Raw genomic sequence first — 22,540 nt, 5'->3', positions numbered from 1 at the left:
CCTCCCCGGAGCAGCCGACTCACGCAATCGTGCGTTATGCGAGGCTACATCGCCTCGTAGTTCGGCCCACCGCCGCCTTCCGGAGGAACCCAGGTGATGTTGCCGTTGGGATCCTTGACGTCGCAGGTCTTGCAGTGGACGCAGTTCTGCGCGTTGATCACGAAGCGCGGGCTGGTGCCCTCCTCGACCCATTCGTAGACGCCCGCCGGGCAATAGCGGTTGGACGGCCCGGCATAGACGTCGTGCTCGGAGCTCTTCTGCAGCGCCATGTCGGCGACCTTCAGATGCACCGGCTGGTCTTCCTCGTGATTGGTGTTCGACAGGAACACCGAGGACAGCCGGTCGAAGGTCAACTTACCGTCCGGCTTCATCGCCGGCTTCGGCTGGTGCGCCTTGGCGGGATCGAGCGTGGCGCGATCGGGCTTGACGTGCGACTGGGTGCCGAACAACGAGAAACCGAGCGTGTTGCACCACATGTCGAAGCCGCCGAGCGCGACGCCGAGCACCGTGCCGAACTTCGACCATAGCGGCTTGACGTTGCGGACCTTGAACAGATCCTCGCCGACTGGCGAACCGCGCCAGGCGTTCTCGTAACTGACCAGTTCGTCATTGGCGCGGCCGGATGCGAGCGCGGCATTGACGTGCTCGGCCGCGAGCATCGCGCTGCCCATCGCGTTGTGCACGCCCTTGATGCGCGGCACGTTGACGAAGCCCGCGGCGCAGCCGATCAGCGCGCCGCCGGCGAACGACAGCCGCGGCACCGACTGGTAGCCGCCCTCGGTGATCGCGCGCGCGCCGTAGGCTAGCCGCTTGCCACCCTCGAACACGCCGCGGATCGAGGGATGGGTCTTGAAGCGCTGGAATTCCTCGAACGGCGACAGATAAGGATCGTCGTAGTTCAGGTGGACGACGAAGCCGACCGCGACGAGATTGTCGTCGTAGTGATACAGGAACGAGCCGCCGCCGGTCTTCATGTCGAGCGGCCAGCCGAACGAGTGCTGGATCAGGCCCTTCTGGTGCTTGGCCGGATCGATCTGCCAGACTTCCTTGAGGCCGATGCCGAACTTCGCCGGCTCGCTCTTGGCGTCCAATGCGAACTTCGAAATCAGCTGCTTGGACAGGCTGCCGCGCGCACCCTCGGCGAACAGCGTGTACTTGCCGAGCAGCTCCATGCCGCGCGTGAACGAGGCTTTCGGCTTGCCGTCCTTGCCGATGCCCATGTCGCCGGTGGCGATGCCGCGCACCGCGCCCTGCTCGTCATACAGCACCTCGGTGGCCGCGAAGCCCGGATAGATCTCGACGCCGAGCGCCTCGGCCTTGCGCGACAGCCAGCGGCAGACATTTCCGAGCGAGCCGATGTAGCAATGATGGTTGTCCATCAAGGGCGGCATCGCGAAGCCCGGCAGCGAGATCGCGCTGCTCTCGGTCATCCAGAAGAACTTGTCGACCTTGACCTGGGTCTTCAGCGGGCAATCCTCGTCCGACCGCCAGTCGGGGATGAGCTTGTCCAGCGCCGCCGGATCGATCACCGCACCAGACAAAATGTGCGCGCCGACCTCGGAGCCCTTCTCGACCACGACGATGTTGAGGTCGGCATTGAGCTGCTTCAGCCGGATCGCGGCAGTCAGGCCCGACGGGCCGGCGCCGACGATGACGACGTCGAACTCCATGGATTCGCGCGGAGGTAACTCTTCGGTGCTCATGTCTCTCAATCTCAGGCCCGGCCGGTGCAGTGGATTTGACCTTTGCATCCCCCTGGCGCGTGCAAAGGTCAAACCCGGAGCTGCAACAGCAACAATGACTTAACTAGGGTTCCTGGAGGCGCCGGCGGTTCGCTGATGGGCTGGTCCTGAGGGGGAGCGAACGCTGGCGCCGGAACACTAGGGCGTTCCGTCCCTTTTTTGGGTTATTCCAAGCTCTTGTTTCCGATTTTTCGGGGCAGGACAACCACCGAAATGCATTCCGCCATGCGCCGAGGCGGCGTACATTGTTGCCACGATCGATCATGATGACCCCCGAGCCCCTCCCCGACGTCCGCCAACTGCTCGCCTTCTATCTGGAGGCCGGGGTCGATTGCGCCTTGGCCGACGAGCCGATCAACCGGCTGGTGGAGCCTGAGGCCGCATCCTCTGCCGCTCCTGCCGCCCGTCCGGCGGCGGCGCCGCAAGCCGGCCGGCTATCCGCGCCGGCGATCATTGCGCCGCGCGGCGAACCGCCGCCTCCGCCGGAAGCGGCCGTCGCCTCGGCCCGCGAGGCGGCGCTGACAGCGCCGACCCTAGAGGCGCTGCGCGAGCTCCTGGAGACTTTCGACGGTTGCGCACTGAAGCAGACGGCATCGCGACTGGTATTCGCCGACGGCAATCCGCAGGCGCGCATCATGCTGGTCGGCGAGGCGCCCGGCCGCGACGAGGACATCGAGGGCCTGCCATTCGTCGGCCGCTCCGGCAAGCTGCTCGACCGCATGATCGCCGCGATCGGGCTCGACCGCAGCAAGGTCTACATCGCCAACGTCATTCCCTGGCGCCCGCCCGGCAACCGTACGCCGACGCCGCAGGAGACGCAGATCTGCCTGCCGTTCATCCGCCGCCAGATCGAGCTGGTCGATCCGGACGTGCTGGTGACGCTCGGCAACCCGTCGACCCAGGCGCTGCTCGGCACCACCGAGGGCATCATGCGCACGCGCGGCAAATGGCGCGACTACGACACCGGCAAGCGCACCATCCGCGCGATCGCCACCTTCCACCCGGCCTATCTGTTGCGCTCGCCGTCCTACAAGCGGCTGTCCTGGCAGGACCTGCGCGCGATCGCGAAGGTGATGGCGGTCTGAGCCGAACTCTCTCCGCGTCATTGCGAGCGAAGCGAAGCAATCCAGAATCCCGCCCAAGCCTCTGGATTGCTTCGTCGCTTCGCTCCTCGCAATGACGGCTTATGGAAAGCGCTACGGTCCCTTCGGCCGCACGATGGCCCAGCCGATGCGCAGCACCGGCTGGCGGCCATTGATCAGCCAGTCGAAGCTGCGCGGCACCTCCGGCACCAGCCCAGGAAAGCGCTGGGCGATCTCCGGCGGTGGGGTGCCGACCGTGTCGGAGGCGCGCCATACCACGACGCCGCCGCTCTCGGCGAATTTGGCCGGCGTGACCCATGGCGTCCGCTGCGGGGTGGCGTCGAGGAACAGATGCGCGCGGCGGCGGCCGAGCGCGACCAGGCTGGCGAGCTGCGGATCGCCGGCGACCGCCTGCAGCGGCTGGTTGGTACGGCGCTCAAAACTCTCGACGAAGAAACGGGAGATGTCGCGGGCCGGCATCGCCGTCGCGACCTCGCGGTCGCCGAGCAACGGCAGCACCACGGCGCTGCCCGCCGCGAGGATGGCGGGCGCGGCGATCGCGACCGCCCAGACCAGGCGCAGCAGCCGCTGCCGCCGCAGATAGATCAGATCACCCGACGCGACCACCAGGGCAAGGCCGACCATGGTCAGGGTCACGGCAGTGCCGCCGAACACGGTCGAGAGGCCGAACAGGCCTGCGATCAGACTGCCGGCCAGCGCCGGTGCAATCGCGAAGCAATAGACGAAGTCGCGCGCGAGCGGCGGCACCGAGCGGCGATAGATGATCGGCGCATCGGTCTCGCCGCGATTGATCCAGCCGGCGTCGAGCAGCACCAGCAGCAGCGCGGCCGAGATCGCCAGCAGCAGCCCCCCCGCCAGCGCGAGCCAATGCCAAGCGCGCGCCGAGAGCTCGGCGAGAACGGGCAGCGCTGGTAAGCCGACACTGTCGGAGCGCAGCACGAAAATGAGATAAGGCAGCGCCAGCGCCACCACCACGAGCAGCGCGAACAGCGGATCGAACGAGCGCAGCACGCGGCGGCCCTGCGCGGTCGAGACCACGAAGCCCGCGATCAGCAGCAGCAGGCCGGTGGCGGCCGGCGTGGTCAGCAGCAGCAGGCCGGCCTCGATCGACCAGGCAAACCAGGCGTTGCGCCGGCCCTCGCCGAGAATCCGCCAGCTATGGAGCAGCAGCAGCGCCCAGAGCGGACGCGCCAGCACCTCCGGACCGAATTCCAGCGTGGGCGCACCGAACGCGGTGATGGTGATGGTCAGCAGCACGGCAAGCACCGCCTGCTGGCCGCCGACGATCGCCGCCGCCAGGAGATACATCACCCACAGACTGAGCGCCGAGCACAGCACGGCCAGCACGTAGACGCCGAGCAGATGATTGCCGGCAAGGCGATAGGCGACGTCCGACAGCCAGAACGACAGCGGCGGCCCGAGATCGGTGCCGACCTGGTACTCGCGTCCAAACGCGATGGTGGTGGCAAGCTGGCCGGGCGGGCTGCGATAGAACAGCATGGCCACGCCGAGCCACATCAGGGCCTGGCACAGCACCACGATGACGACGACCAGCCGCGGCCTTGCGCGGATCAGTTCGACAACCAGGGACGTGAAACGCATGAACGGCTGGATCGCTTGGCTGAATCGCTGAGGACGTCGAGGAGGCCGGCAGGACCGTCGCTCATCCGCAGCAGCCTCGCTGTCCGACGCCCGCAATCGATACCGTACGATCGGGGCGCACAACACCGCCCCTGCTGCGAGGAGTGACACTTCGTGCTGGCTGGCTGACCAAAACTATTAAGACCGCGGCGACCGCGAGGCAACCTGCATCAGACCCCGACCGAGATTTCAGTGGATGTCACCACGGTCACCTCGGCAAACAAATCCGGCTCCGGGACGTCGGTCCACGGCTGATGCTTGCGCCGTGCGGCCACGACGGGTGCGAACAGGCTGCGATGATGCACCGACGGTCCGAGCCGGTCCAGCGCAGCGAGGTGCTCCGGCACGGCATACCCCTTGTGCTGCTCGAAGCCGTAGCCGGGGCAATCCTGCGCCAGCGCGCACATCAGCCGGTCGCGCGTGACCTTGGCGACGATCGAGGCGGCCGCAATCGACATCACCAGGCCATCGCCGCCGATCACCGCCTCGCAGCCGCAATCGACGTCGATGCGGTCGCGGCCGTCGACGAAGACGTGCTTCGGCGCCTCCGGCAACGCCCTCACGGCGCGCGACAGCGCCCACAGCGAGGCCCGCAGGATGTTGTCGCGATCGATTCGCGCCGGCGAGGCGACAGCCACTGCGAACGCCGACGTCTTGCAGATCTTGTCGAACAGCGCCTCGCGCTGCTCCGCGCTCAGCCGCTTGGAGTCATCGAGGCCTTTCGGGATGCGCGCGGGATCGAGAATCACGGCCGCGGCGACCACCGGACCGGCCAGCGGCCCCCGTCCCGCCTCGTCGCAACCGGCGACCGGCCAGATGCCCTGCTTGAGCAGCGCGCGCTCCCGCCGGAAGCTCGGCGGCGCCACCGCGATGACGCCCTTGCCGAGCTTGGCGGCCGACCTGCCGGCAGCATTCGGAGCGACAGGCTTGGTTCCGGCCTTTGCAGGTGCGCTCTTCGCCACGGCGCCGCTCGTCGCCTTCGCCCTGCCCGGCTTCTTTGACTGATCGCGAATCATGGCCGGCATGGTGCGAAACGGCCCGCGGCGGCGCAACCCCGAACGGACCTCATTTCCCGCTATTCGCCCCTTGCCGGCGACCGACTACGACGGCAGATGCACTCGATCATCCTCGCCGACATCAATCCCCGGCGCGATCACCACTTCCCAGACATGACCGTCCGGATCGGAGAAGTAGCCGCTGTAACCGCCATAGTCGGTTCGTTGCGCCGGCTTCAGCAGCATCGCGCCTTTCTCCACCGCCGACGCGAGCGCCGCATCGACCTCGGCCTCCGAGCGGCAGTTCCATGCCAGCGTCACGCCGCGGAACGCCTGGGGGCGCGGTGCGTCCGGCACGCCCGCATCATCGGCGAGCGCGCCCCACGGGTACAGCGCCAGCACCGTCCCGCCGGTCTCGAAGAATGCCACGGCCTCGCCGGTCGCGCGGAATTTTCGGGCGAAGCCGAGCGACGTATAGAAGGCGATGCTCCGCCGCATCTCGGATACACCGAGTGTGATGACGGTGAACCGCGGAACGCTCGCTTGTGCGCTCATCAACTGCTCTCCGCACGCTTCAGAACAGGCTGAGTTGCTGCCCGCCGCCCTTCGGCCGGACGAAATGATCGGTCGTCAACTTGGTCCGGCGCTTGTTCAGGCCGAGCTTTTCGCAGGCGATCTCGAAGCGGCGGCCGATCATCCAGGCCATCGGGCCCGTCCCCTTCATTCGCGTGCCCCATTGCGAGTCGTAATCGCGGCCGCCGCGCATGTCGCGGATCAGGGTGAAGACGTGGCGGTAGCGGTCCGGATAATGCTCGAGCAACCACTCGCGGAACAGGTCGCGCACCTCCAGCGGCAGGCGCAGCAGCACATAGGCCGCCTCCTTGACGCCGGCATGGGCGGCGGCATCGAGGATGCGCTCGATCTCGCTGTCGTTCAGCGCCGGGATCACCGGCGCCACCATCACCGTGGTCGGAATGCCGGCCCTCGACAGCGCCTGCAGCGCCTCCAGCCGCTTCGACGGTGTCGAGGCCCGCGGCTCCATGGTGCGCGCCAGCTTCGGATCCAGCGTGGTCACGGAGATCGCGACCTTCGCCAGGTTCCTCTTGGCCATCCGCGCCAGGATGTCGGCATCACGCATCACCAGCGCCGACTTGGTCACGATCCCGACGGGATGGCCAACCTTTTCCAGCACCTCGAGGATGCCGCGCATGATCTTCCGCTCGCGCTCGATCGGCTGATAGGGATCGGTGTTGGTTCCGATCGCGATCATCCGCGGCTCGTAGCCGCTGGCCGCGAGCTCCTTTTCCAGGAGCGCGGGCGCATCCGGCTTCACGAACAGCTTGGATTCGAAATCGAGACCAGGCGACAGCCCGAGAAACGCATGGGTCGGCCGCGCGAAGCAGTAGACACAGCCGTGCTCGCAGCCGCGATACGGGTTGATCGAGCGATCGAAACCGATGTCCGGCGAGTCGTTGCGGGTGATGACCTTGCGCGAGGTATCGGTCGCGACCGTGGTCTTGAATGGCGGCAAATCCTCGAGACTCTGCCAGCCATCGTCGAAGACGACGCGAGCCTCCGCTTCGTAGCGGCCGCTCGCATTGGATTGTGCACCCCGGCCGCGGCGCCGGCCCCGTTCGATGGCGACCGCGAGTTCGGGGAAGTCGTTTTCCGGGCCAGATGAAGGCGCGCCCACCGGCTCGGAGGGCACCGGGACCGGCGGGCGCTTGAGGGCATGTGAAGATGCTCGGCTCATGGCCAAGACATAGCACACAAAAAGAACAATACAAGAACAAAAGAGAACAATGTCTCGGAACGGTTCTGGAGCCACGCAAGGCCAACCATCACATTCCCGTTCTATCCTTCGCAGCGCACTGGAACGGAATGGTGCGGCGTTACTCTAATGCACTTCCCGCAAGCGCGAAGCGGACGGCAAGCGAGGTTCCATGAACATCACGTCTTCCCATCAGACCAAAACGGCCGACGATCTCGACCTGCTCGATCGCTATTGGCGCGCGGCGAACTATCTCTCGGTCGGGCAGATCTATCTGCTGGACAACCCGCTGCTGCGCGAGCCGTTGAAAGCGGAGCACGTCAAGCCGCGCCTGCTCGGCCACTGGGGGACGACGCCCGGACTGAATTTCATCTACGCCCATCTCAATCGCGCCATCCAGGCGCAGGATCTCGACGTCATCTACGTGTGCGGTCCCGGCCATGGCGGCCCCGGCATGGTCGCCAACACCTATCTCGAAGGCAGCTACAGCGAGATCTATCCGGACATCACGCGCGATGCCGATGGCCTGCGCAAGCTGTTCCGGCAGTTCTCCTTCCCTGGCGGCATCCCGAGCCATGCCGCGCCCGAGACGCCGGGCTCGATCCACGAAGGCGGCGAGCTCGGCTACGCGCTGGTGCACGCCTATGGTGCGGCGTTCGACAATCCCGATCTGATCGTGGCCTGCGTGGTCGGCGACGGCGAAGCCGAGACCGGGCCCCTCGCCGCATCCTGGCATTCGAACAAGTTCCTGAACCCGGCCCATGACGGCGCGGTGCTGCCGATTTTGCATCTCAACGGCTACAAGATCGCCAATCCGACCGTGCTCGGCCGCATGGGCGATGCCGAGATCAAATGCCTGTTCGAAGGTTACGGCTACGAGCCGCTGTTCGTCGAAGGCGCGGAGCCGAAGGCGATGCATCGCCAGATGGCGGACGCGCTCGATGTCGCGCTCGCGAGCATCCGCTCGATCCAGCAGAATGCGCGTCAGTCGGATGCAACGATCCAACGGCCGCGCTGGCCGATGATCGTGCTGCGCAGCCCGAAGGGCTGGACCGGGCCGAAGGAGGTCGACGGCCTCAAGGTCGAAGGCTTCTGGCGCGCCCATCAGGTGCCGATCACCAATCCGCGCGGCAAGCCCGAGCATCTCGCGCTGCTCGAAGCGTGGATGAAAAGCTACGAGCCGGAAACGCTGTTCGACGGCCACGGCCGGCTCGTGCCGGAGCTGCAGGCACTGGCGCCGAAGGGCACGCGGCGCATGGGCGCCAACCCGCATGCCAATGGCGGTCTGCTCAAGCGCGAGCTCAGGCTCCCAGACTACCAGCATTTTGCGGTCGAGGTGTCCTCTCCGGGCCAGACCATGGCTGAAGCCACGCGCGAGCTCGGCAAGTTCCTGCGCGACGTGATCACGCTGAATGCAGAGACACGCAACTTCCGCATCATGGGCCCGGACGAGACCGCCTCGAACCGGCTCGATGCCGTATTCGAGGTCACCGAGCGGGTGTGGATGGAAGGCATCGAGCCCTACGATGTCCACCTCGCCCATGACGGCCGCGTGATGGAGGTGCTGAGCGAGCATCTTTGCCAGGGCTGGCTGGAGGGCTATCTGCTCACCGGCCGCCACGGCCTGTTCTCCTGCTACGAGGCGTTCATCCACATCGTCGATTCGATGTTCAACCAGCACGCCAAATGGCTGAAGGTGTCACGCGAGCTGCCGTGGCGGCGCCCGATCGCGTCGCTGAACTATCTCCTGACCTCGCATGTCTGGCGGCAGGACCATAACGGCTTCAGCCATCAGGACCCCGGCTTCGTCGACCTCGTTGCCAACAAGAAGGCGGACATCGTCCGCATCTACTTCCCGCCGGACGCCAATACGCTGTTGTGGATCGCGGACCACTGCCTGCGCACCTACGACCGCATCAACGTCATCGTTGCCGGCAAGCAGCCGGCGCCGCAATGGCTGTCGATGCAGGAGGCGGCGACGCATTGCGACGCCGGCATCGGCATCTGGTCTTGGGCCGGCACCGAGCCCGCCGACGAGGAGCCCGACGTGGTGATGGCCTGCGCCGGAGATGTCCCGACCCTGGAGACGCTCGCAGCCGTCGACCTGCTGCGCAAGGAATTGCCCGACCTGAAGATCCGTGTGGTCAACGTCGTCGACCTCATGACCCTGCAGCCGAAGCAGGACCATCCGCACGGCCTCAGCGACCGCGACTTCGACAGCCTGTTCACCACCAACAAGCCGGTGATCTTCGCCTATCACGGCTATCCGTATCTGATCCATCGCCTCACCTACAGCCGCACCAACCATGCCGGCATGCATGTGCGCGGCTTCATCGAGGAAGGCACCACGACGACTCCGTTCGACATGGTCGTGCTCAACGAGCTCGACCGTTTCCACCTCGCCATCGAGGCGATCGAACGCGTGCCCGGCCTCAGCGTGTCGGCGGCCCATGTGAAGCAGAAATTCCGCGATGCGCTGATCGAGCATGCCCGCTACATCCGCGCGCATGGCGAGGACATGCCGCCGATCCGCGACTGGGTGTGGCCGAACAGCGCCGGCGGCACCACGCCGACGCAGGCAGGCGACTGAGCCAGTCAAGCGCGAGCTTCAGCAACACGGCACCTTGAAATAGCACCGTTCGGGCGCGGCCCCGAACGGCGCGGCCAGGTGCGTGCTGCAAAATTCCGCAGCGCAGCGGGCTGATTTGGCTATGACAAGATGATAACAGTCAAGCCGGAGGCGCGACAGATAGCGATGCCAGTTTCATGCTGAGCGTGATCATTCCGACCGAAGGTGTCGAGCAGACCGCCGTGGCCACCCTGTCCGCGCTGGTGCCGGGCGCCGCGGCCGGTGTCGTCACCGAGGTGCTGCTGGTCGATCGCTCGCCCGATTCCAGCGTGATCGAGCGGGTCGCGGACGTCGCTGGCTGCCACTTCATGAAGTTCGAGGGCTCCCAGGCCGCGGCCCTGGCTGCAGGGGCCGCCAGCGCGCGTGCGCCCTGGCTGATGTTTCTGCCCGCCGGCGCGATGCTCGATCCCGGCTGGATCGATGAAACCATGCAGTTCGTCCAGAGCGTCGCCACCGCCGGCCGGCCGCGCGCTGGCGTCTTCCGCTATGCCCGGTCTCCCTATGCCGCAATCAGCCTGCGCGACCGGCTGCGCGCGGTTGCGCGGGTCCTGGTCGGGCCGCTCGGCGACCAGGGTCTCTTGATCGCCAGGGATCACTACCGGCAGCTCGGCGGATACAAGCCCGACCACAAGCGCGCCGAAACGCGGCTGCTGCGTCAGCTCGGCCGTTCCTCGCGGACGATGCTGCGCAGCCGGATCGTGATGGTGTAGCGGCACGACAATACTTGCCAAAGTCAATCAATTGGTTGACAATGGCAAATATTGGAGGTGCCCCATGAATTCCGCCCCAGCCGACGGCCAGGTCGCCGCCATCCGCGCGTTCAACCGTTTCTACACGAGGAAGCTCGGCGCGCTGGACCAGCATCTGCTCGACAGTCCGTTTTCTCTGGCCGAGGCGCGTGTGCTCTATGAACTCGCACAGTACGACGCCATCTCGGCCAAGGAGATCGGTCTCTCGCTCGGCCTCGATGCCGGCTATCTCAGCCGCATCGTCCAGAGCTTCGACGAGCAGGGGCTGATCACCCGCACGCCTTTGCCAACCGATCGCAGGCAGCAGCAGCTCGGCCTGACCGCAAGAGGCCGGCAGGCCTATGCCAAGCTCGACCGCAGCTCGCAGAAGGAGATCGCGGCCATGCTGGCGCCGCTGGCGCCATCCGTGCGCGACCGGCTGGTCGGTGCAATGACGACGATCGAGACCGCCCTGGAGCCGCAGCAGCCGGGCCGCTCCCCAGTGCTGCTGCGCAGCCATCGCCCGGGCGACATCGGCTGGGTGGTTTCACGGCACGGCGCCGTCTACGCCGAGGAATATGGTTGGGACGTCTCGTTCGAGGCGTTGGTCGCCGAGATCGGCGCACAGTTCATCAGGAGCTACGACCCGGCGCGCGAGCACTGCTGGATCGCCGAGCTTGCGGGCGAGCCGGTCGGCTCGATCTTCCTGGTCAAGGGCAGCGACGAGGTCGCCAAGCTGCGGCTGCTGCTGGTCGAGAAGAAGGCCCGCGGTCTCGGCGTCGGCCGGGCCCTGACCGAACAATGCATCCGCTTCGCGCGCGAGAAGAACTACAGGATGATCGAGCTGTGGACGCAAAGTATTCTCACCGCCGCGCGCGACATCTATGCCCGCGCCGGGTTTCGCAAGATCGCCGAGGAGCCGCACGCCATGTTCGGCGTCCCGCTGACCGGCGAGACATGGCGGCTCGAGTTGTAGCCGGGCAGCTCGTGCAGCAACCGCCGGTAGGCCGAGATCACCTCCACAACAGGCTGCGCATGCCGATTGCGAAGTTCCCGCGCGCCGGTACTATCCCGCCAAACAGGGCGGGAGCAGTGATGGAATCGATGGTGCGATCGAAGCTTGCGGCGCTTGTCGCGCTCGCGGGCCTGTTTGGGGTCGAGGCCGGGACGGCGGCTCGCGCCGCGCCCAAAGGGCGCGCAACGGTCGCGATTACGCGCACGACGGACTTCCTCTATCTGGCGGCTCCAGCGGCGATCGAGATCAACGGCGCCAAGGTGGCGAGCCTTGGCCGCGGCGAGAGCTACAGCGGCTCGATTGCGCCCGGCGCCACCACGATCACAGTGTCGACATGGTCCTCGCCGGGCTCGTCGAACATTCGTTTCACCGCCGTGCCTGGCAAGACCTACCGGATGGTCGTGGGACCGCGCGGCCAGAATTTCGCGGCCAGCATGATGGGCGGCCTCATTGGCGCGGCCATCGAAGGCGGCGGCGCTTTCGAGATCGTACCCACGAAGTGAGACGCGCGATGGACGCGCGCCGCGTCGTCGTCCCGTGGCCCTATGCCGTCGCGCCCTGCGCCTTGGGCCGGCGCAGATGCTCGTCGAGCCGCGGCATGATCTCGACGAAGTTGCAGGGTCGCGTGCGGTAGTCGAGCTGGGCGGCGAGGATGCCGTCCCAGCCGTCACGGCAGGCCCCCGGTGATCCCGGCAGGCAGAAGATGTATGTCGCGCCGGCGACGCCGGCCGTGGCCCGGCTCTGGATCGTCGACGTCCCGATCTTGGCGTGGCTCAGCATGTGGAAGGCGATCGAGAAGCCGTCCATGCGCTTCTCGAACAGCGGCTCGATCGCTTCCGGCGTGACGTCACGGCCGGTGAAGCCGGTGCCGCCGGTGGTGATGACGACGTCGACGCCGGGATCGGCGATCCACGACTTCACCACCGCGCGAATCTTCTCGACGTCGTCGGTGACGATCTCGCGCGCCGCGAGCCTGTGGCCGGCAGCGGTCAGGCGGTCACTCAGGGTGGTACCGGACTTGTCGTCGGCAAGCGAACGCGTGTCGGACACCGTCAGCACGGCGATGTTGAGGGGAATGAAGCTCTTGCTCTCGTCGATCGCCATCATCGCGTCTCCCTACAGCGAACTGGCGCTGAACGTATTGCAGGCCTGCACCGTGCCCTGCTGGTAGCCGATCATGAACCAGCGTTTGCGCTGCGCGGCGGAGCCATGGGTGAACGAATCCGGCACCACGCGTCCGGTCGCCTTCCGCTGCAAGGTGTCGTCGCCGATCGCCGAGGCCGTCGTCAGCGCGGCGTCGATGTCGCCCTCCTCGAGGAAGCCCGGACGCTTCTTGGCCTCGCGATTGACCCAGACCCCGGACAGGCAGTCGGCCTGCAGTTCGACCTTGACCTGCAGCGCGTTGGCTTCGGCCTTGTTGTCCGACTGCTGCTGCATCCGCGTCACGCGCGGCAGGATGCCGAGCAGGTTCTGGATGTGGTGCCCGGCCTCGTGCGCAATGATGTAGGCCGCGGTGAACTTGCAGGCGCTGCCCGAGCAGCCCCGGAAGCGCGTCTCGACCTCGCGGAAGAAGTTGGTGTCGAGGAAGATCTGCCGGTCCGGCGGACAGTAGAACGGCCCCATCGCCGACTGCGCCATGCCGCAGCGGCCGCCATTGGTGCTGTTGCGAAACAGCACGATCTTGGGCCCGGTGTAATTCTGGCCGCTGGCCTGGAAGATCTCGCTCCAGCGGTCGTCGATCTCGCCGAGCACGCCGGCGATCATGTCGCCCATCTCGTCCTTCGGCGCGCCGGTCTTGCCGGGCGAGCGCCGATCGGCCTGCTGGGTCGGTGCGCCGCCGTGGCTGAGCATCTCAGCGCCGCCGATCAGGATGCGCGGATCGATGCCGAAGGCGTAGCCGATCAGGCCGAGAACGATGATGGTGCCGATGCCCAGCCCGCCGCCGCCGATCGGCAGACCCATACCACCGCCCATCCCGCCGCCTTCGTCGCGACGGTCATCGATGTCGTCGCTGCGACGGAAATCATCGTAACGCATGGGCGGCCTTTCCTCACGATTCTTGCGCGGCTCTGCGCGAAATGCCTAACGCGGCAAACAGGTAAAATTTCCACTGTGTTAATCAATAACCCGGCCGGCAAATTTTGCCTAGCGCCGCCGAAAAAACTGGCCCGCGCCGAACCTCGATCGGCTGCGCTCGCGCTCGACCGGCGCGAAAAACCCATCGCAATCGGCGTCTTGCGCAGAGACCATCGTGTATCGACGAACGGAATTCGTCGCCGGTGCGCGTGATGAATGCGTGCGCATCGATGCGAATAATTTTCCGGGTTAAGTCCATTTTTACTTTGCCGGGTCAATGTGTGGGCAGTCGGTTGTTAGGTCCCGCGTCGCCGACAGCGTCGCCTGAGTCAGAGTTCTTGAGTCATGGTAGAGTCGCGTCGCGGGGCGTCTGCAAGGGCGCCCCGCACTAAATTTCAGACCCTCGAAGAGCAACGAATCATCGTCGGCGACTGCGTCGCCGAGATGTCGAAACTGCCAGGCGCATCGGTCGACCTGGTGTTTGCAGATCCTCCCTACAATCTGCAGCTCAAGGGTGAGCTCAAGCGTCCCGACGAATCGCAGGTCGATGCGGTCGACGACGATTGGGACAAGTTCTCCTCGTTCTCCGCCTATGACGACTTCACGCGCGCCTGGCTGCTCGCCGCGCGCCGCCTGATGAAGCCGAGCGCGACGATCTGGGTGATCGGCTCCTATCACAACATCTTCCGCGTCGGCGCGATCATGCAGGATCTCGGCTTCTGGATCCTCAACGACATCGTCTGGCGCAAGTCCAACCCGATGCCGAACTTCCGCGGCCGCCGCTTCACCAACGCGCACGAGACCATGATCTGGGCCGCGCGGGACGAGAAGGCGAAGGGCTACACGTTCAACTACGAAGTGCTGAAGGCCGCCAACGAGGACGTCCAGGCGCGCTCGGACTGGCTGATTCCGCTGTGCACGGGCGAGGAACGGCTGAAGGACGGCGACGGCAAGAAGATCCATCCGACGCAGAAGCCGGAAGGCCTGCTGGCGCGGGTGCTGCTGTCATCCTCGAAACCCGGCGATCTGGTGATCGATCCGTTCAACGGCACCGGCACGACCGGAGCCGTGGCAAAACGCCTCGGCCGCCGCTACATCGGCTTCGAGCGCGACAAGGTCTATGCGAAGGCGGCAGAGCGGCGCATCGCCGCGGTCGAGCCGCTGCCGGAGGCAACGCTCGCACCGTTCGTGACGGCGCGCGAAGCGCCGCGCGTCGCCTTCTCGGAGCTGATCGAACGCGGCATGATCGCGCCCGGCACCAAGCTCGTCGACTCCAAGCGCCGCCACGGCGCGCTGGTGCGCGCCGATGGGGCCATCATGCTGGGTGACAAGGTCGGCTCGATCCACCGCATCGGCGCGGTGGCGCAAGGCCTGCCGGCCTGTAACGGCTGGACCTTCTGGCATGTCGAGACCAAGGGCGGCCTCAGGCTGATCGACGAATTGCGCGCAGAGATCCGCTCCGAGATGTCCGCCGCCTGACGCTCAGGAATTCCGGCGTTCCTGTCCGGAATAGCGCGCCAGCAGGTCTTCGACCTCGTACTGCTCATCGTAGCGAGCGTCGTCGCGCGGCACGACCGAGACCTGCGCTGTCGACTGCGACGATTTACCCCGGCGTCCCGCCAGCGCCGGATAGTAGCTGTCCACCGGCGGCAGGTGCATGCGATCGAGCTCGGGCTCCGCCGGCCAACGCGTGACGCGCCGGGCGGCCACCGGCTCGATGCGAAGCTGCCGCCTGCTCCGGGCGCGCGCAAACAGCACGCTGATCGAGAAGCCCGCGATCGCGACTGCGCCCAGGAAAGCAAACATCCGCGTCTTGGACGCATCATCCCCGGACATGCCGATCGTCACGGCCGGCGACGCATCCGCAGCGGCCAGCGCCGGCGTCGCGGGAGCAGCCACTTCCGCGGCGTTGGTGTCGCTGGCGGCCGCGAGCGTGTAGGAGGACGCGCGGGGCGCGGCGGGCTGCGCCGCTGCCTGCAGCGTGCCGGACTGGTCGGGCCAACGCGTCGCAACAGCAGATTCGTTCACTGCCGCACCGACCGGGTCGGGCGCAGCCGCCGCCGGCGCTGACGCCACGGGCGCCGGCGCGACGACCGGTGCAGACGCAGCCGGAAATGCAGCAGCCGACGGAAAGGCAGACGTCGCCGCCACGGTCGGTGTCGAGGACACGACCTTCACCTCATCGGCGGCGTCCTTGGACGACGATTGGATCTCGGCACGTGCATTTGCCGCGGTCGACGAGAGCTGAGCCCGTTCCTTCTGCGAGGCGAGCTTGCGCGTGACCAGCGACGCGCCCTTCGCTTCGCGATCGTCGTCGCGCAGATACCAGCACTGCTTCTTGGTCGCGCGATCGATGCGATAGAACCAGTGCTTCCCCGCCGGCGTCCCCGCAGGCTTTGCAAGGCATTCGTCTGCAGCCGATGCCGGTGTAAACTCGATTGTCGTCGCAGCCGCTCCCGCCAGCACGGCGACAGCAACGCACGGCAACAAACTCGTCGTTCGATTCGTCATCAGACCTCCGACGATTCAACGCGCCCCCGCTGCGCCGTTTCGGCGATGACTTCGTTCGGAATAAGGCTGCGGAGGTTCCATTTGTCGAAACAATGTTAGAACAGCGGTGTCCTTTGGATGCGTTCTAATATTTTTGGGCTGTTTTGTCGCAGCAACAGTGGGAATAGTCGATGATCTGTCTCCCGTCGTGCGTTGTCGCGCTCATGTGCAACACGCGGATGTGAGAAAACCCAAGACTGCAATCATGAATGCCAATCACCGCGACGCGCAAAGCCGACCTTGATGCGCGTGCGACTCATTTGATCTTCGTCAATGCCTTCTCGACGACTTCGCGCGTGTACGGCTTCTGAATCACCGGCATGTCGGACAGCTCCGCCGGAATCGGCGCACGCTCGCCATAGCCGGTCGCGAACATGAAGGGCACACCGAGTTCCTTCAGCCGGTGCCCGACAGGCAGGCTGCTTTCCGCGCCGAGGTTGATGTCGAGCAGTGCGAAGCTCGGCACCGCGCGCTCGATCGACTTCAGCGCCTGACTGACCGACGCCGCGGTGTCGATGTGCCGCGCTCCCAGCTCGAGCAGAATCACTTCGGCGCCCATCGCGATGATCAGATTGTCCTCGACGATCAGCACCGTACCGGACAGGCGCGGCGTGTCCTCTTCCTTGCGCTGGTGCCTGGAGGGTGCCCCCGTCATCGCCGGCACCATCTGGACGAAATTGGCAGGGATCACGAAGCGCGCCTGCACGCCGAGCAGGTCGAAGCGGATCTCGGCGTCGCCCTTGAGGTCGAACGGCACCGAACGCTCGATGATGGTGGTGCCGAAGCCGCGCCGCGACGGCGGCTGCACCGGCGGCCCGCCGCTCTCCTTCCAGTCGATGACCAGGCTCGCCCCGGGATCGAGCCGCCAGATCACCTGCACCTGTCCTGTGGAGTCGGCGAGCGCGCCGTATTTCGCTGAGTTGGTCATCATCTCGTGCACGACGAGCGCGAGCGTTGCGAACGCCTTGGGGTCGAGCGCGACCTCAGGACCTTCCATGCGCACCCGTCCGGCCCTTGAGCCGAGATAGGCGCCAGCCTCCGATTCGAGCAGATGGCGGAGCGCGACCGGGGCCCAATTCAGGTTGGTGATCTGGTCGTGCGCCCGCGCCAACGCCTGGATGCGGCCGCCGAGCACGGACGCGAACTCCTCCACCGAGGTCGCCGTGTCCTTGCTCTGCGCGACGAGGCCGCGCACGAGACTGAGGATGTTGCGGACGCGATGATTGAGCTCGGCGATCATCAGCTCCTGCCGCTCCTGCGCGCCGCGGCGCTCGCGCGCGGCGAGCTCGGAGAGTTGCAGGATCACTTCGAGCAGCGTGACGCGCAGGCTCTCGGCGATGCGCAAATCCGCCGCCGTCCACGGCTTCGACTGGCCGGCCACCGTCTGCTGCCACAGCTCGAAGCTCTTGCGCGGCGTCAGGCGGGAACCGTTCGGGCCCTCGGCATAGCTCTTGTTCGGATCGCCCGCCCAGTTGACCGCGCGCAGCACCTCGCGGCGGAAGAAGATCAGGCAGTCGCGCGGCGTGCGCGAGATCGGAATGGCGAGGAAGCCGGCGGCGCGATCGCGAAATGCCTCGCCCGCCGCGTACACCTTGGCAATCTCGGCGCTGGCGCAGATGCGGCCGGGGGAGGTCCGGTTGATGAAGCCGATGAGGTCCTGCACCTCCTCTTCGGTCGGCGTCTCGCCGTCGAGCGTGATCTCGTCATCGGACCACACGGCGATGCCGTCGCACTCGATCATCTGGCGATAGTCGGCGACGAACTCCAGGATCGCGCGCTTGCTGTGGGCCTGCGCGGCCGCGCGCTCGATCAGCCGCTCCTGGATCTGATGCGCGCGCGTCTCGTAGGCGATGTCGGTCTCGCGCTCGCGCGCCTCGAGCAGCCAGGAGTACATCTGACCGAACAGCTCGGCCGCAGTGCGCTTCTCGAACGACAGGTGATGCGGCGCATAATGATGGCAGGCGAACAGGCCCCACAGCTTGCCTTCGCGCAGAATCGAGACCGACATCGACGCGGCGACGCCCATGTTGCGGAGATACTCGATGTGAATGGGGGAGACCGCGCGCAGCACGCTCATCGACAGGTCGAGCAGTCCGGCATTGTGCGTCGGCGTCGACAGCAGCGGCGCCGGCGCGGCGTTGATGTCGGCGATGATCCGCAGCCAGTTGCGCTGATAGAGCTGCCGCGCCTGCTTGGGAATGTCCGAGGCCGGATAATGCAGCCCGAGGAACGGCTCCAGGCCGGAGCCCGCGACCTCGGCGATCACCTCACCCGAACCGTCGGGATGAAACCGATACACCATCACCCGGTCGAAGCCGGTCAGCAGCTTGAGCTGGCGCGCCGCCTCCTGCGCCAGGTCTATCATCCCCGTCGTCTTGCGGATGCGGCCGAGCATCAACCGCACCAGTTCGCCGGAATTGACGCCGGGCTCGATCAGACTGGGCTCGGCCTCGACGACGAGATACGCACCGGAAAAGTGGATGGCGAGATCGAAAAGCTTGCCACGGCCCTGCAGATCGACGCCGAACACGCGCTCGACCGCATCGGGGCCGCTGAGATAGTCGACCCTGGCGCGGATCGCGGCCGCGGCCGCCTCCGAGAGCACGGCGTCGAGCGGCCGCTGCAGCAGCCAGCCGATATCGCCGCCGAGAAAATCCGGCGCGTTCTCCGAGGCCATGCAGATGGTGAAGTCCGACACCAGCGCCAGCAGGAAACCAAACGGCTGAACCGTCCCGGGAACATGGATCGGCTCGCGATCGCAATTGGTGAGGTTGACCGGTTCGTTCATGCTGCTGCCATCGCCTTCGCAAACATCGCGAACGCTTCGCGCGCACTCACGATCATCCTGACTTCCTCGTCGGCCGTCGTCCGCGCCTGCGCGAGTTGCGACAGGAAGCTGCACCACAAGCCCTGCCGCGCGCCATGGCCGAGATAGCGCGTCGCGCGTCTCACCCGCGGATCGGCGGAGGCCGCGACCATGCGCAGCAGATAGGCTGCGCCGAGCCGAGATCCCTCGAGTACGTAGAGCGTACCGAATACGCCCGCACGGTCGAGCGAGGGCGCGGGAAGGTCCATCGGAACCGGCGCGGCACCGAAATCCGCGAGGTCGCCGGCGATCGCCTGTGCCCGCCGACGCTGCGGCCAGTCCTCGATCAGATCATCCACCCCGGCCTGGTCGAGCGCCGCCTCCAGCGGTAGCAGCGCGGCTGCGCTGGCCTGCAGGAACCGGCGATAATGAGCCGTCGTGGTGAGATCGAAATGAACGAGCCCCTCATCCAGCGCGCGGTGCGCCGAGGCCGTTGCCGCCTTCAGTCTCTCACGGATGCCCTCGGTGCCGGTCGCGCGCAAACGGTCATCTGAAACGGCAGCCGGCAACATCAAGGGGTCCCAGAAAAGGAGATCGGTCGCAGGCGCGCCACGGCCTCCTGCAACGTCGATGGCCGGAGCTGGGTTCCGGCTTCGCGCGGCTATTTTTTCCGCTCTCCCGATGCGCCATGCTGGCGGGCGCTGTTCCGACGCCATGGCCTCGAGGATGGCCGTCAGCCCGCCAGCTCGGCCAGCGCCTTCTTGACGGCCGACCGCCCGGACATGCGGCCAAAATGGTCGGCGACCTTCGGGAAGGCGTTGATGTCGACGCCGTCGCCTTCGAGCCATTGCGCGATCGTGAAAAGATAGGGATCGCAGATCGTGTACTGCTCGCCCATCACCCACGGGCCGCGCAGCATCTTCTGCTCGATCAGCGCGAAGCAGGCGCCCATCGTCTCCGGCACCTTCTTCTTCATGTCGGCGAAGGAGGACTCTTCGGTGGCCCAGCGATAGCCCCGCATCTTGTGCGCGTGGGCGATGTGGACCGTCGAGCAGAGATAGCTGTTGAAGGACTGCACCTCGGCAAAGGCGAAGACGTCGTCGAGCGGCGCAAGCCGCGCTTCCGGAAAGCGCTGCGCGATATAGGCGAGCATCGCCGGCGTCTCGGTCAGAACGCCCTGCTCCGTCACCAGCGCCGGAACGCGCCCCTTGGGATTGATCGCGAGATAGTCCGGGCTGTTCTGCTGGTTGGTCTTGAAGCTGAGCTTCTCGGCGACGTAGTCGGCGCCGGTCTCGGCCAGCGCGATGTGTGAAGCGAGCGCGCAGGTGCCCGGCGCGACATAGAGCTTGAGCATGGTGATCCCTGACAGATGATATCCGACCCTATCTGCACCGGTCCGGACCGTCCACCCCTGGCCGCCCGCGTGCGCCGTCATGGGCGATCTGCATTCTGCGGGCCGCGTGCTCGACCCGCACGGATCCGGACACGACCCATGCCGATCGATGGCGATGCGACGACAGACATCCCGATGAAGGACATGAGCTCACCCTCTCGCGGCGCGCCGCGCCCGAGGTGTTGCCGAGAAGGACCCTCGCAAATGAGGAGGGCGCAGGGAATGCCGGGCGCTGGCCGCAACCCATGGCCCGCCTGCAGAAAGATAAGCAGGCGGCAGTCACCACAGGTCCAGCCGGTCATCCGGCATTCCCTGCGCGATGGGCTTCCGTTTTATACGTGATCTCCCCGGGGACCGGCTGTCTTGCCCCCGTCACCGGCGGATCATCATCACCGCCCGCTTGGCATCAGCATCGGGATGCCAGGACCACACGATTTCAACGTCCGCGAAAGGCCCCGCACCCGAACCACGACGGCAAGCCGCCGCAGCTCTGCACGAGGCCGGTCGACGTCGCTCGTCCTGACGACGCCGTCGCAGCCACCGCATCCCGCCCCGCGTGTCGTGACGACGCGTACGCCCCTCCTGCCGGGACGGAACGGCATGGATAAGACACCTGATTTGGGGGTGGAGTCAAGAAATATTCTGAAAAACGGAAGTCGAGCCTTGGGACGGGACGAAACGGCATCGGGAATGGCGGGCAAGGTCAGCACATTCTGCGCGTTGATGCGATCAGCACCGACCTGCACGACGCAGCCTCTCGTCGGTGCTGCTCGCTACCGAAGATTTTATGCACGGTCACCGTAATACTGCGTAATCCTGGAGTTGGGAAAGTCAGTCGGGGCCCCCTTGAGTGATCCAATCCTCGATGATCTGGATCTGATCATCCGGTATGAAAGGGCCTCCTTTCGGCATGCGTAACGCAGGACTGTCGATGCCTGTCCGGAGGTCGACCACCAGATTCGCGGCGGCTCCGTTTTGACCGATGACTTCCGGTTGAATGAGATGCTTTCCGTGACCCGATGCCGCGAGAAGGTTCGCCTTGGTGTCCCATTTGAAGGTCGCGCCGTGGCCCTTCAGATGGGCCGGTCTGCCTTTGGCCTGCACCCAGGTCGCCATGCCTTGCTCAAGAATGTCTTTGACTTGTTCAAAGCCCATTTTTGCCTCCTTTCGTCATTTCGAATCGATGACAAACTTCGAAAATATGTGGCTGAGGTTCAGCTTCTTTGGTCGCAGAACGACATTGTCGGCGGCATCCGTCACCGCCTACGTATCGTGACAGCTAAAGCAGTTGACGAAGCTATTCTGCGTGAACGACTCCATGGCCATGCTGGAGAGCCCGTCTTCGCCCGCGACGATTGCGGCGGGATCGTCCGTATCCATACCAGCCGGATTTGCAATCGGCATGTTCGCAGTCAGGAGCTTGGGCTTATCCATCCAGATCGCGCCCACGAGCCGATAATTGCGTCGCGGGTCGTTGGGAGCATTTTGCACGAACAGCGACGTCATGGACTTGTTCAAATCCGCAACATCTCCGTCCTCATCCGTACCCGTTACGACCGATTTCGACCCGGGAAACATCCGATAGACGGACGTTTGGACCGGCTTCCCTCCGCTAAGGAATGTTTGGGAGTTTTCGTCGAACGAAGACGCCATCGCGGCGTCCGACAGGAATCGATTGGCCGCCGACGAGCGCAGAGAAAAATTTCGGCGCTGATCGCGACTATTGGCAGCTTGATTGTTACGCCGATGTGCGGCAATTTTCAATTGTATTTTTAGATGGGGGTCTAAAATGTTTCGTTCCTTAGTCATTACTGCCGTTCTGATGTGTAGCCTTTCAAATTCGGCTCGTAGCGACACGATCCTCTGTCCCCGGCAAAAGGAGCCGACCTGCCAAGACATTCTTCCCGCTCAAGAGATGAACTGCGAACGGTCATTCTGCAATGTCGCCAAAAACTCCGACAACGGCCGTACGTCGTGTCTTTGGACTTGCGCTGCGCGCTTCGATAATTTCAGTATCAACGGTGTCCCTCTTCAATCGCTCCTTGATGCACTGAAGAAGTCGCAGCAACAGCAGTGACGCGGAGCAGACAT

At 65.6% G+C, this 22,540-nt stretch carries 19 protein-coding genes; 6 read left to right on the top strand and 13 right to left on the bottom strand.

The annotated features are described in order from the left end of the window. Positions 1-44: 44 nt before the first annotated feature. Positions 45-1,703 carry an electron transfer flavoprotein-ubiquinone oxidoreductase gene (locus ACQR03_RS12390; RefSeq protein ID WP_316200693.1) on the bottom strand — a complete coding sequence of 553 codons (1,659 nt, stop codon included), beginning with the start codon at positions 1,701-1,703 and terminating at the stop codon, positions 45-47. A 305-nt stretch (positions 1,704-2,008) separates the two neighbouring features. Between ACQR03_RS12390 and ACQR03_RS12385 the strand changes: the two genes are divergently transcribed. Continuing rightward, entirely contained in the window at positions 2,009-2,827 is an 819-nt protein-coding gene (locus ACQR03_RS12385) for a uracil-DNA glycosylase (protein WP_434841388.1), read from the top strand. A 111-nt stretch (positions 2,828-2,938) separates the two neighbouring features. Here ACQR03_RS12385 and ACQR03_RS12380 read toward each other — a convergent pair whose 3' ends face one another. The 4 genes from ACQR03_RS12380 to ACQR03_RS12365 all read right to left on the bottom strand — a co-directional run bounded on the left by ACQR03_RS12380 (position 2,939) and on the right by ACQR03_RS12365 (position 7,234). Further along, positions 2,939-4,447 (bottom strand): glycosyltransferase family 39 protein, encoded by a 1,509-nt coding sequence (locus ACQR03_RS12380; protein ID WP_434841222.1) that lies wholly within the window; start codon positions 4,445-4,447, stop codon positions 2,939-2,941. A gap of 209 nt (positions 4,448-4,656) precedes the next feature. Further along, positions 4,657-5,511 carry a ribonuclease HII gene (locus tag ACQR03_RS12375; RefSeq protein ID WP_434841223.1) on the bottom strand — a complete coding sequence of 285 codons (855 nt, stop codon included), beginning with the start codon at positions 5,509-5,511 and terminating at the stop codon, positions 4,657-4,659. Positions 5,512-5,586: 75 nt separating this feature from the next. Next, positions 5,587-6,036: a VOC family protein gene (locus ACQR03_RS12370; protein WP_315826969.1), complete on the bottom strand. Its 450-nt coding sequence runs from the start codon at positions 6,034-6,036 to the stop codon at positions 5,587-5,589. A 19-nt stretch (positions 6,037-6,055) separates the two neighbouring features. Continuing rightward, the gene (locus ACQR03_RS12365) at positions 6,056-7,234 is read right to left on the bottom strand and encodes a PA0069 family radical SAM protein (RefSeq protein ID WP_315717250.1); all 1,179 of its coding nucleotides are present in this window, start codon (positions 7,232-7,234) and stop codon (positions 6,056-6,058) included. 190 nt (positions 7,235-7,424) lie between these two features. Between ACQR03_RS12365 and ACQR03_RS12360 the strand changes: the two genes are divergently transcribed. The 4 genes from ACQR03_RS12360 (at position 7,425) to ACQR03_RS12345 (ending at position 12,127) form a co-directional block, all read left to right on the top strand. Next, the gene (locus ACQR03_RS12360) at positions 7,425-9,842 is read left to right on the top strand and encodes a phosphoketolase family protein (RefSeq protein ID WP_434841224.1); all 2,418 of its coding nucleotides are present in this window, start codon (positions 7,425-7,427) and stop codon (positions 9,840-9,842) included. A 176-nt stretch (positions 9,843-10,018) separates the two neighbouring features. Continuing rightward, positions 10,019-10,591 carry a glycosyl transferase gene (locus ACQR03_RS12355; protein WP_316167468.1) on the top strand — a complete coding sequence of 191 codons (573 nt, stop codon included), beginning with the start codon at positions 10,019-10,021 and terminating at the stop codon, positions 10,589-10,591. 64 nt (positions 10,592-10,655) lie between these two features. Next, the gene (locus tag ACQR03_RS12350) at positions 10,656-11,585 is read left to right on the top strand and encodes a bifunctional helix-turn-helix transcriptional regulator/GNAT family N-acetyltransferase (protein ID WP_316226369.1); all 930 of its coding nucleotides are present in this window, start codon (positions 10,656-10,658) and stop codon (positions 11,583-11,585) included. A 119-nt stretch (positions 11,586-11,704) separates the two neighbouring features. Then, positions 11,705-12,127, top strand: coding sequence for a hypothetical protein (locus tag ACQR03_RS12345; RefSeq protein WP_316171363.1), 423 nt, complete (start codon positions 11,705-11,707; stop codon positions 12,125-12,127). A 40-nt stretch (positions 12,128-12,167) separates the two neighbouring features. On the opposite strand, the gene moaB is transcribed toward ACQR03_RS12345, so the two are convergent. Both moaB and ypfJ read right to left on the bottom strand, forming a co-directional pair. Beyond that, entirely contained in the window at positions 12,168-12,731 is a 564-nt protein-coding gene (gene moaB, locus ACQR03_RS12340; RefSeq protein WP_315739947.1) for a molybdenum cofactor biosynthesis protein B, read from the bottom strand. Positions 12,732-12,740: 9 nt separating this feature from the next. Beyond that, positions 12,741-13,661 carry a KPN_02809 family neutral zinc metallopeptidase gene (gene ypfJ / locus ACQR03_RS12335; protein WP_315717256.1) on the bottom strand — a complete coding sequence of 307 codons (921 nt, stop codon included), beginning with the start codon at positions 13,659-13,661 and terminating at the stop codon, positions 12,741-12,743. A gap of 384 nt (positions 13,662-14,045) precedes the next feature. On the opposite strand from ypfJ, the gene ACQR03_RS12330 reads away from it, so the two are divergent. After that, positions 14,046-15,179 carry a site-specific DNA-methyltransferase gene (locus ACQR03_RS12330; RefSeq protein WP_434841225.1) on the top strand — a complete coding sequence of 378 codons (1,134 nt, stop codon included), beginning with the start codon at positions 14,046-14,048 and terminating at the stop codon, positions 15,177-15,179. A 3-nt stretch (positions 15,180-15,182) separates the two neighbouring features. On the opposite strand, the gene ACQR03_RS12325 is transcribed toward ACQR03_RS12330, so the two are convergent. From ACQR03_RS12325 to ACQR03_RS12300, 6 genes are all read right to left on the bottom strand, one after another. Further along, on the bottom strand, positions 15,183-16,211 hold the full coding sequence (locus ACQR03_RS12325) for a hypothetical protein (RefSeq protein ID WP_434841226.1): 1,029 nt from the start codon (positions 16,209-16,211) through the stop codon (positions 15,183-15,185). A gap of 295 nt (positions 16,212-16,506) precedes the next feature. After that, positions 16,507-19,038: an HWE histidine kinase domain-containing protein gene (locus ACQR03_RS12320; RefSeq protein WP_434841227.1), complete on the bottom strand. Its 2,532-nt coding sequence runs from the start codon at positions 19,036-19,038 to the stop codon at positions 16,507-16,509. After that, positions 19,035-19,628, bottom strand: coding sequence for a biliverdin-producing heme oxygenase (locus tag ACQR03_RS12315; protein WP_434841228.1), 594 nt, complete (start codon positions 19,626-19,628; stop codon positions 19,035-19,037). The genes ACQR03_RS12320 and ACQR03_RS12315 overlap by 4 nt, the downstream gene beginning before the upstream one ends. 161 nt (positions 19,629-19,789) lie before the next feature. Beyond that, on the bottom strand, positions 19,790-20,410 hold the full coding sequence (locus tag ACQR03_RS12310) for a glutathione S-transferase family protein (protein ID WP_434841389.1): 621 nt from the start codon (positions 20,408-20,410) through the stop codon (positions 19,790-19,792). Positions 20,411-21,280: 870 nt separating this feature from the next. After that, positions 21,281-21,604, bottom strand: a complete 324-nt coding sequence (locus ACQR03_RS12305) for a hypothetical protein (protein ID WP_316171360.1) — start codon at positions 21,602-21,604, stop codon at positions 21,281-21,283. Between the two features lie 108 nt (positions 21,605-21,712). Further along, a complete protein-coding gene (locus ACQR03_RS12300; protein ID WP_316171359.1) occupies positions 21,713-22,258 on the bottom strand; it encodes a hypothetical protein in 546 nt (181 codons plus the stop codon). Positions 22,259-22,540 lie beyond the last annotated feature (282 nt).

Source organism: Bradyrhizobium sp. HKCCYLS3070 (genome assembly GCF_051167575.1).
Taxonomy (GTDB): Bacteria; Pseudomonadota; Alphaproteobacteria; order Rhizobiales; family Xanthobacteraceae; genus Bradyrhizobium.
This window is presented reverse-complemented; position numbering and strand designations above follow the sequence as displayed.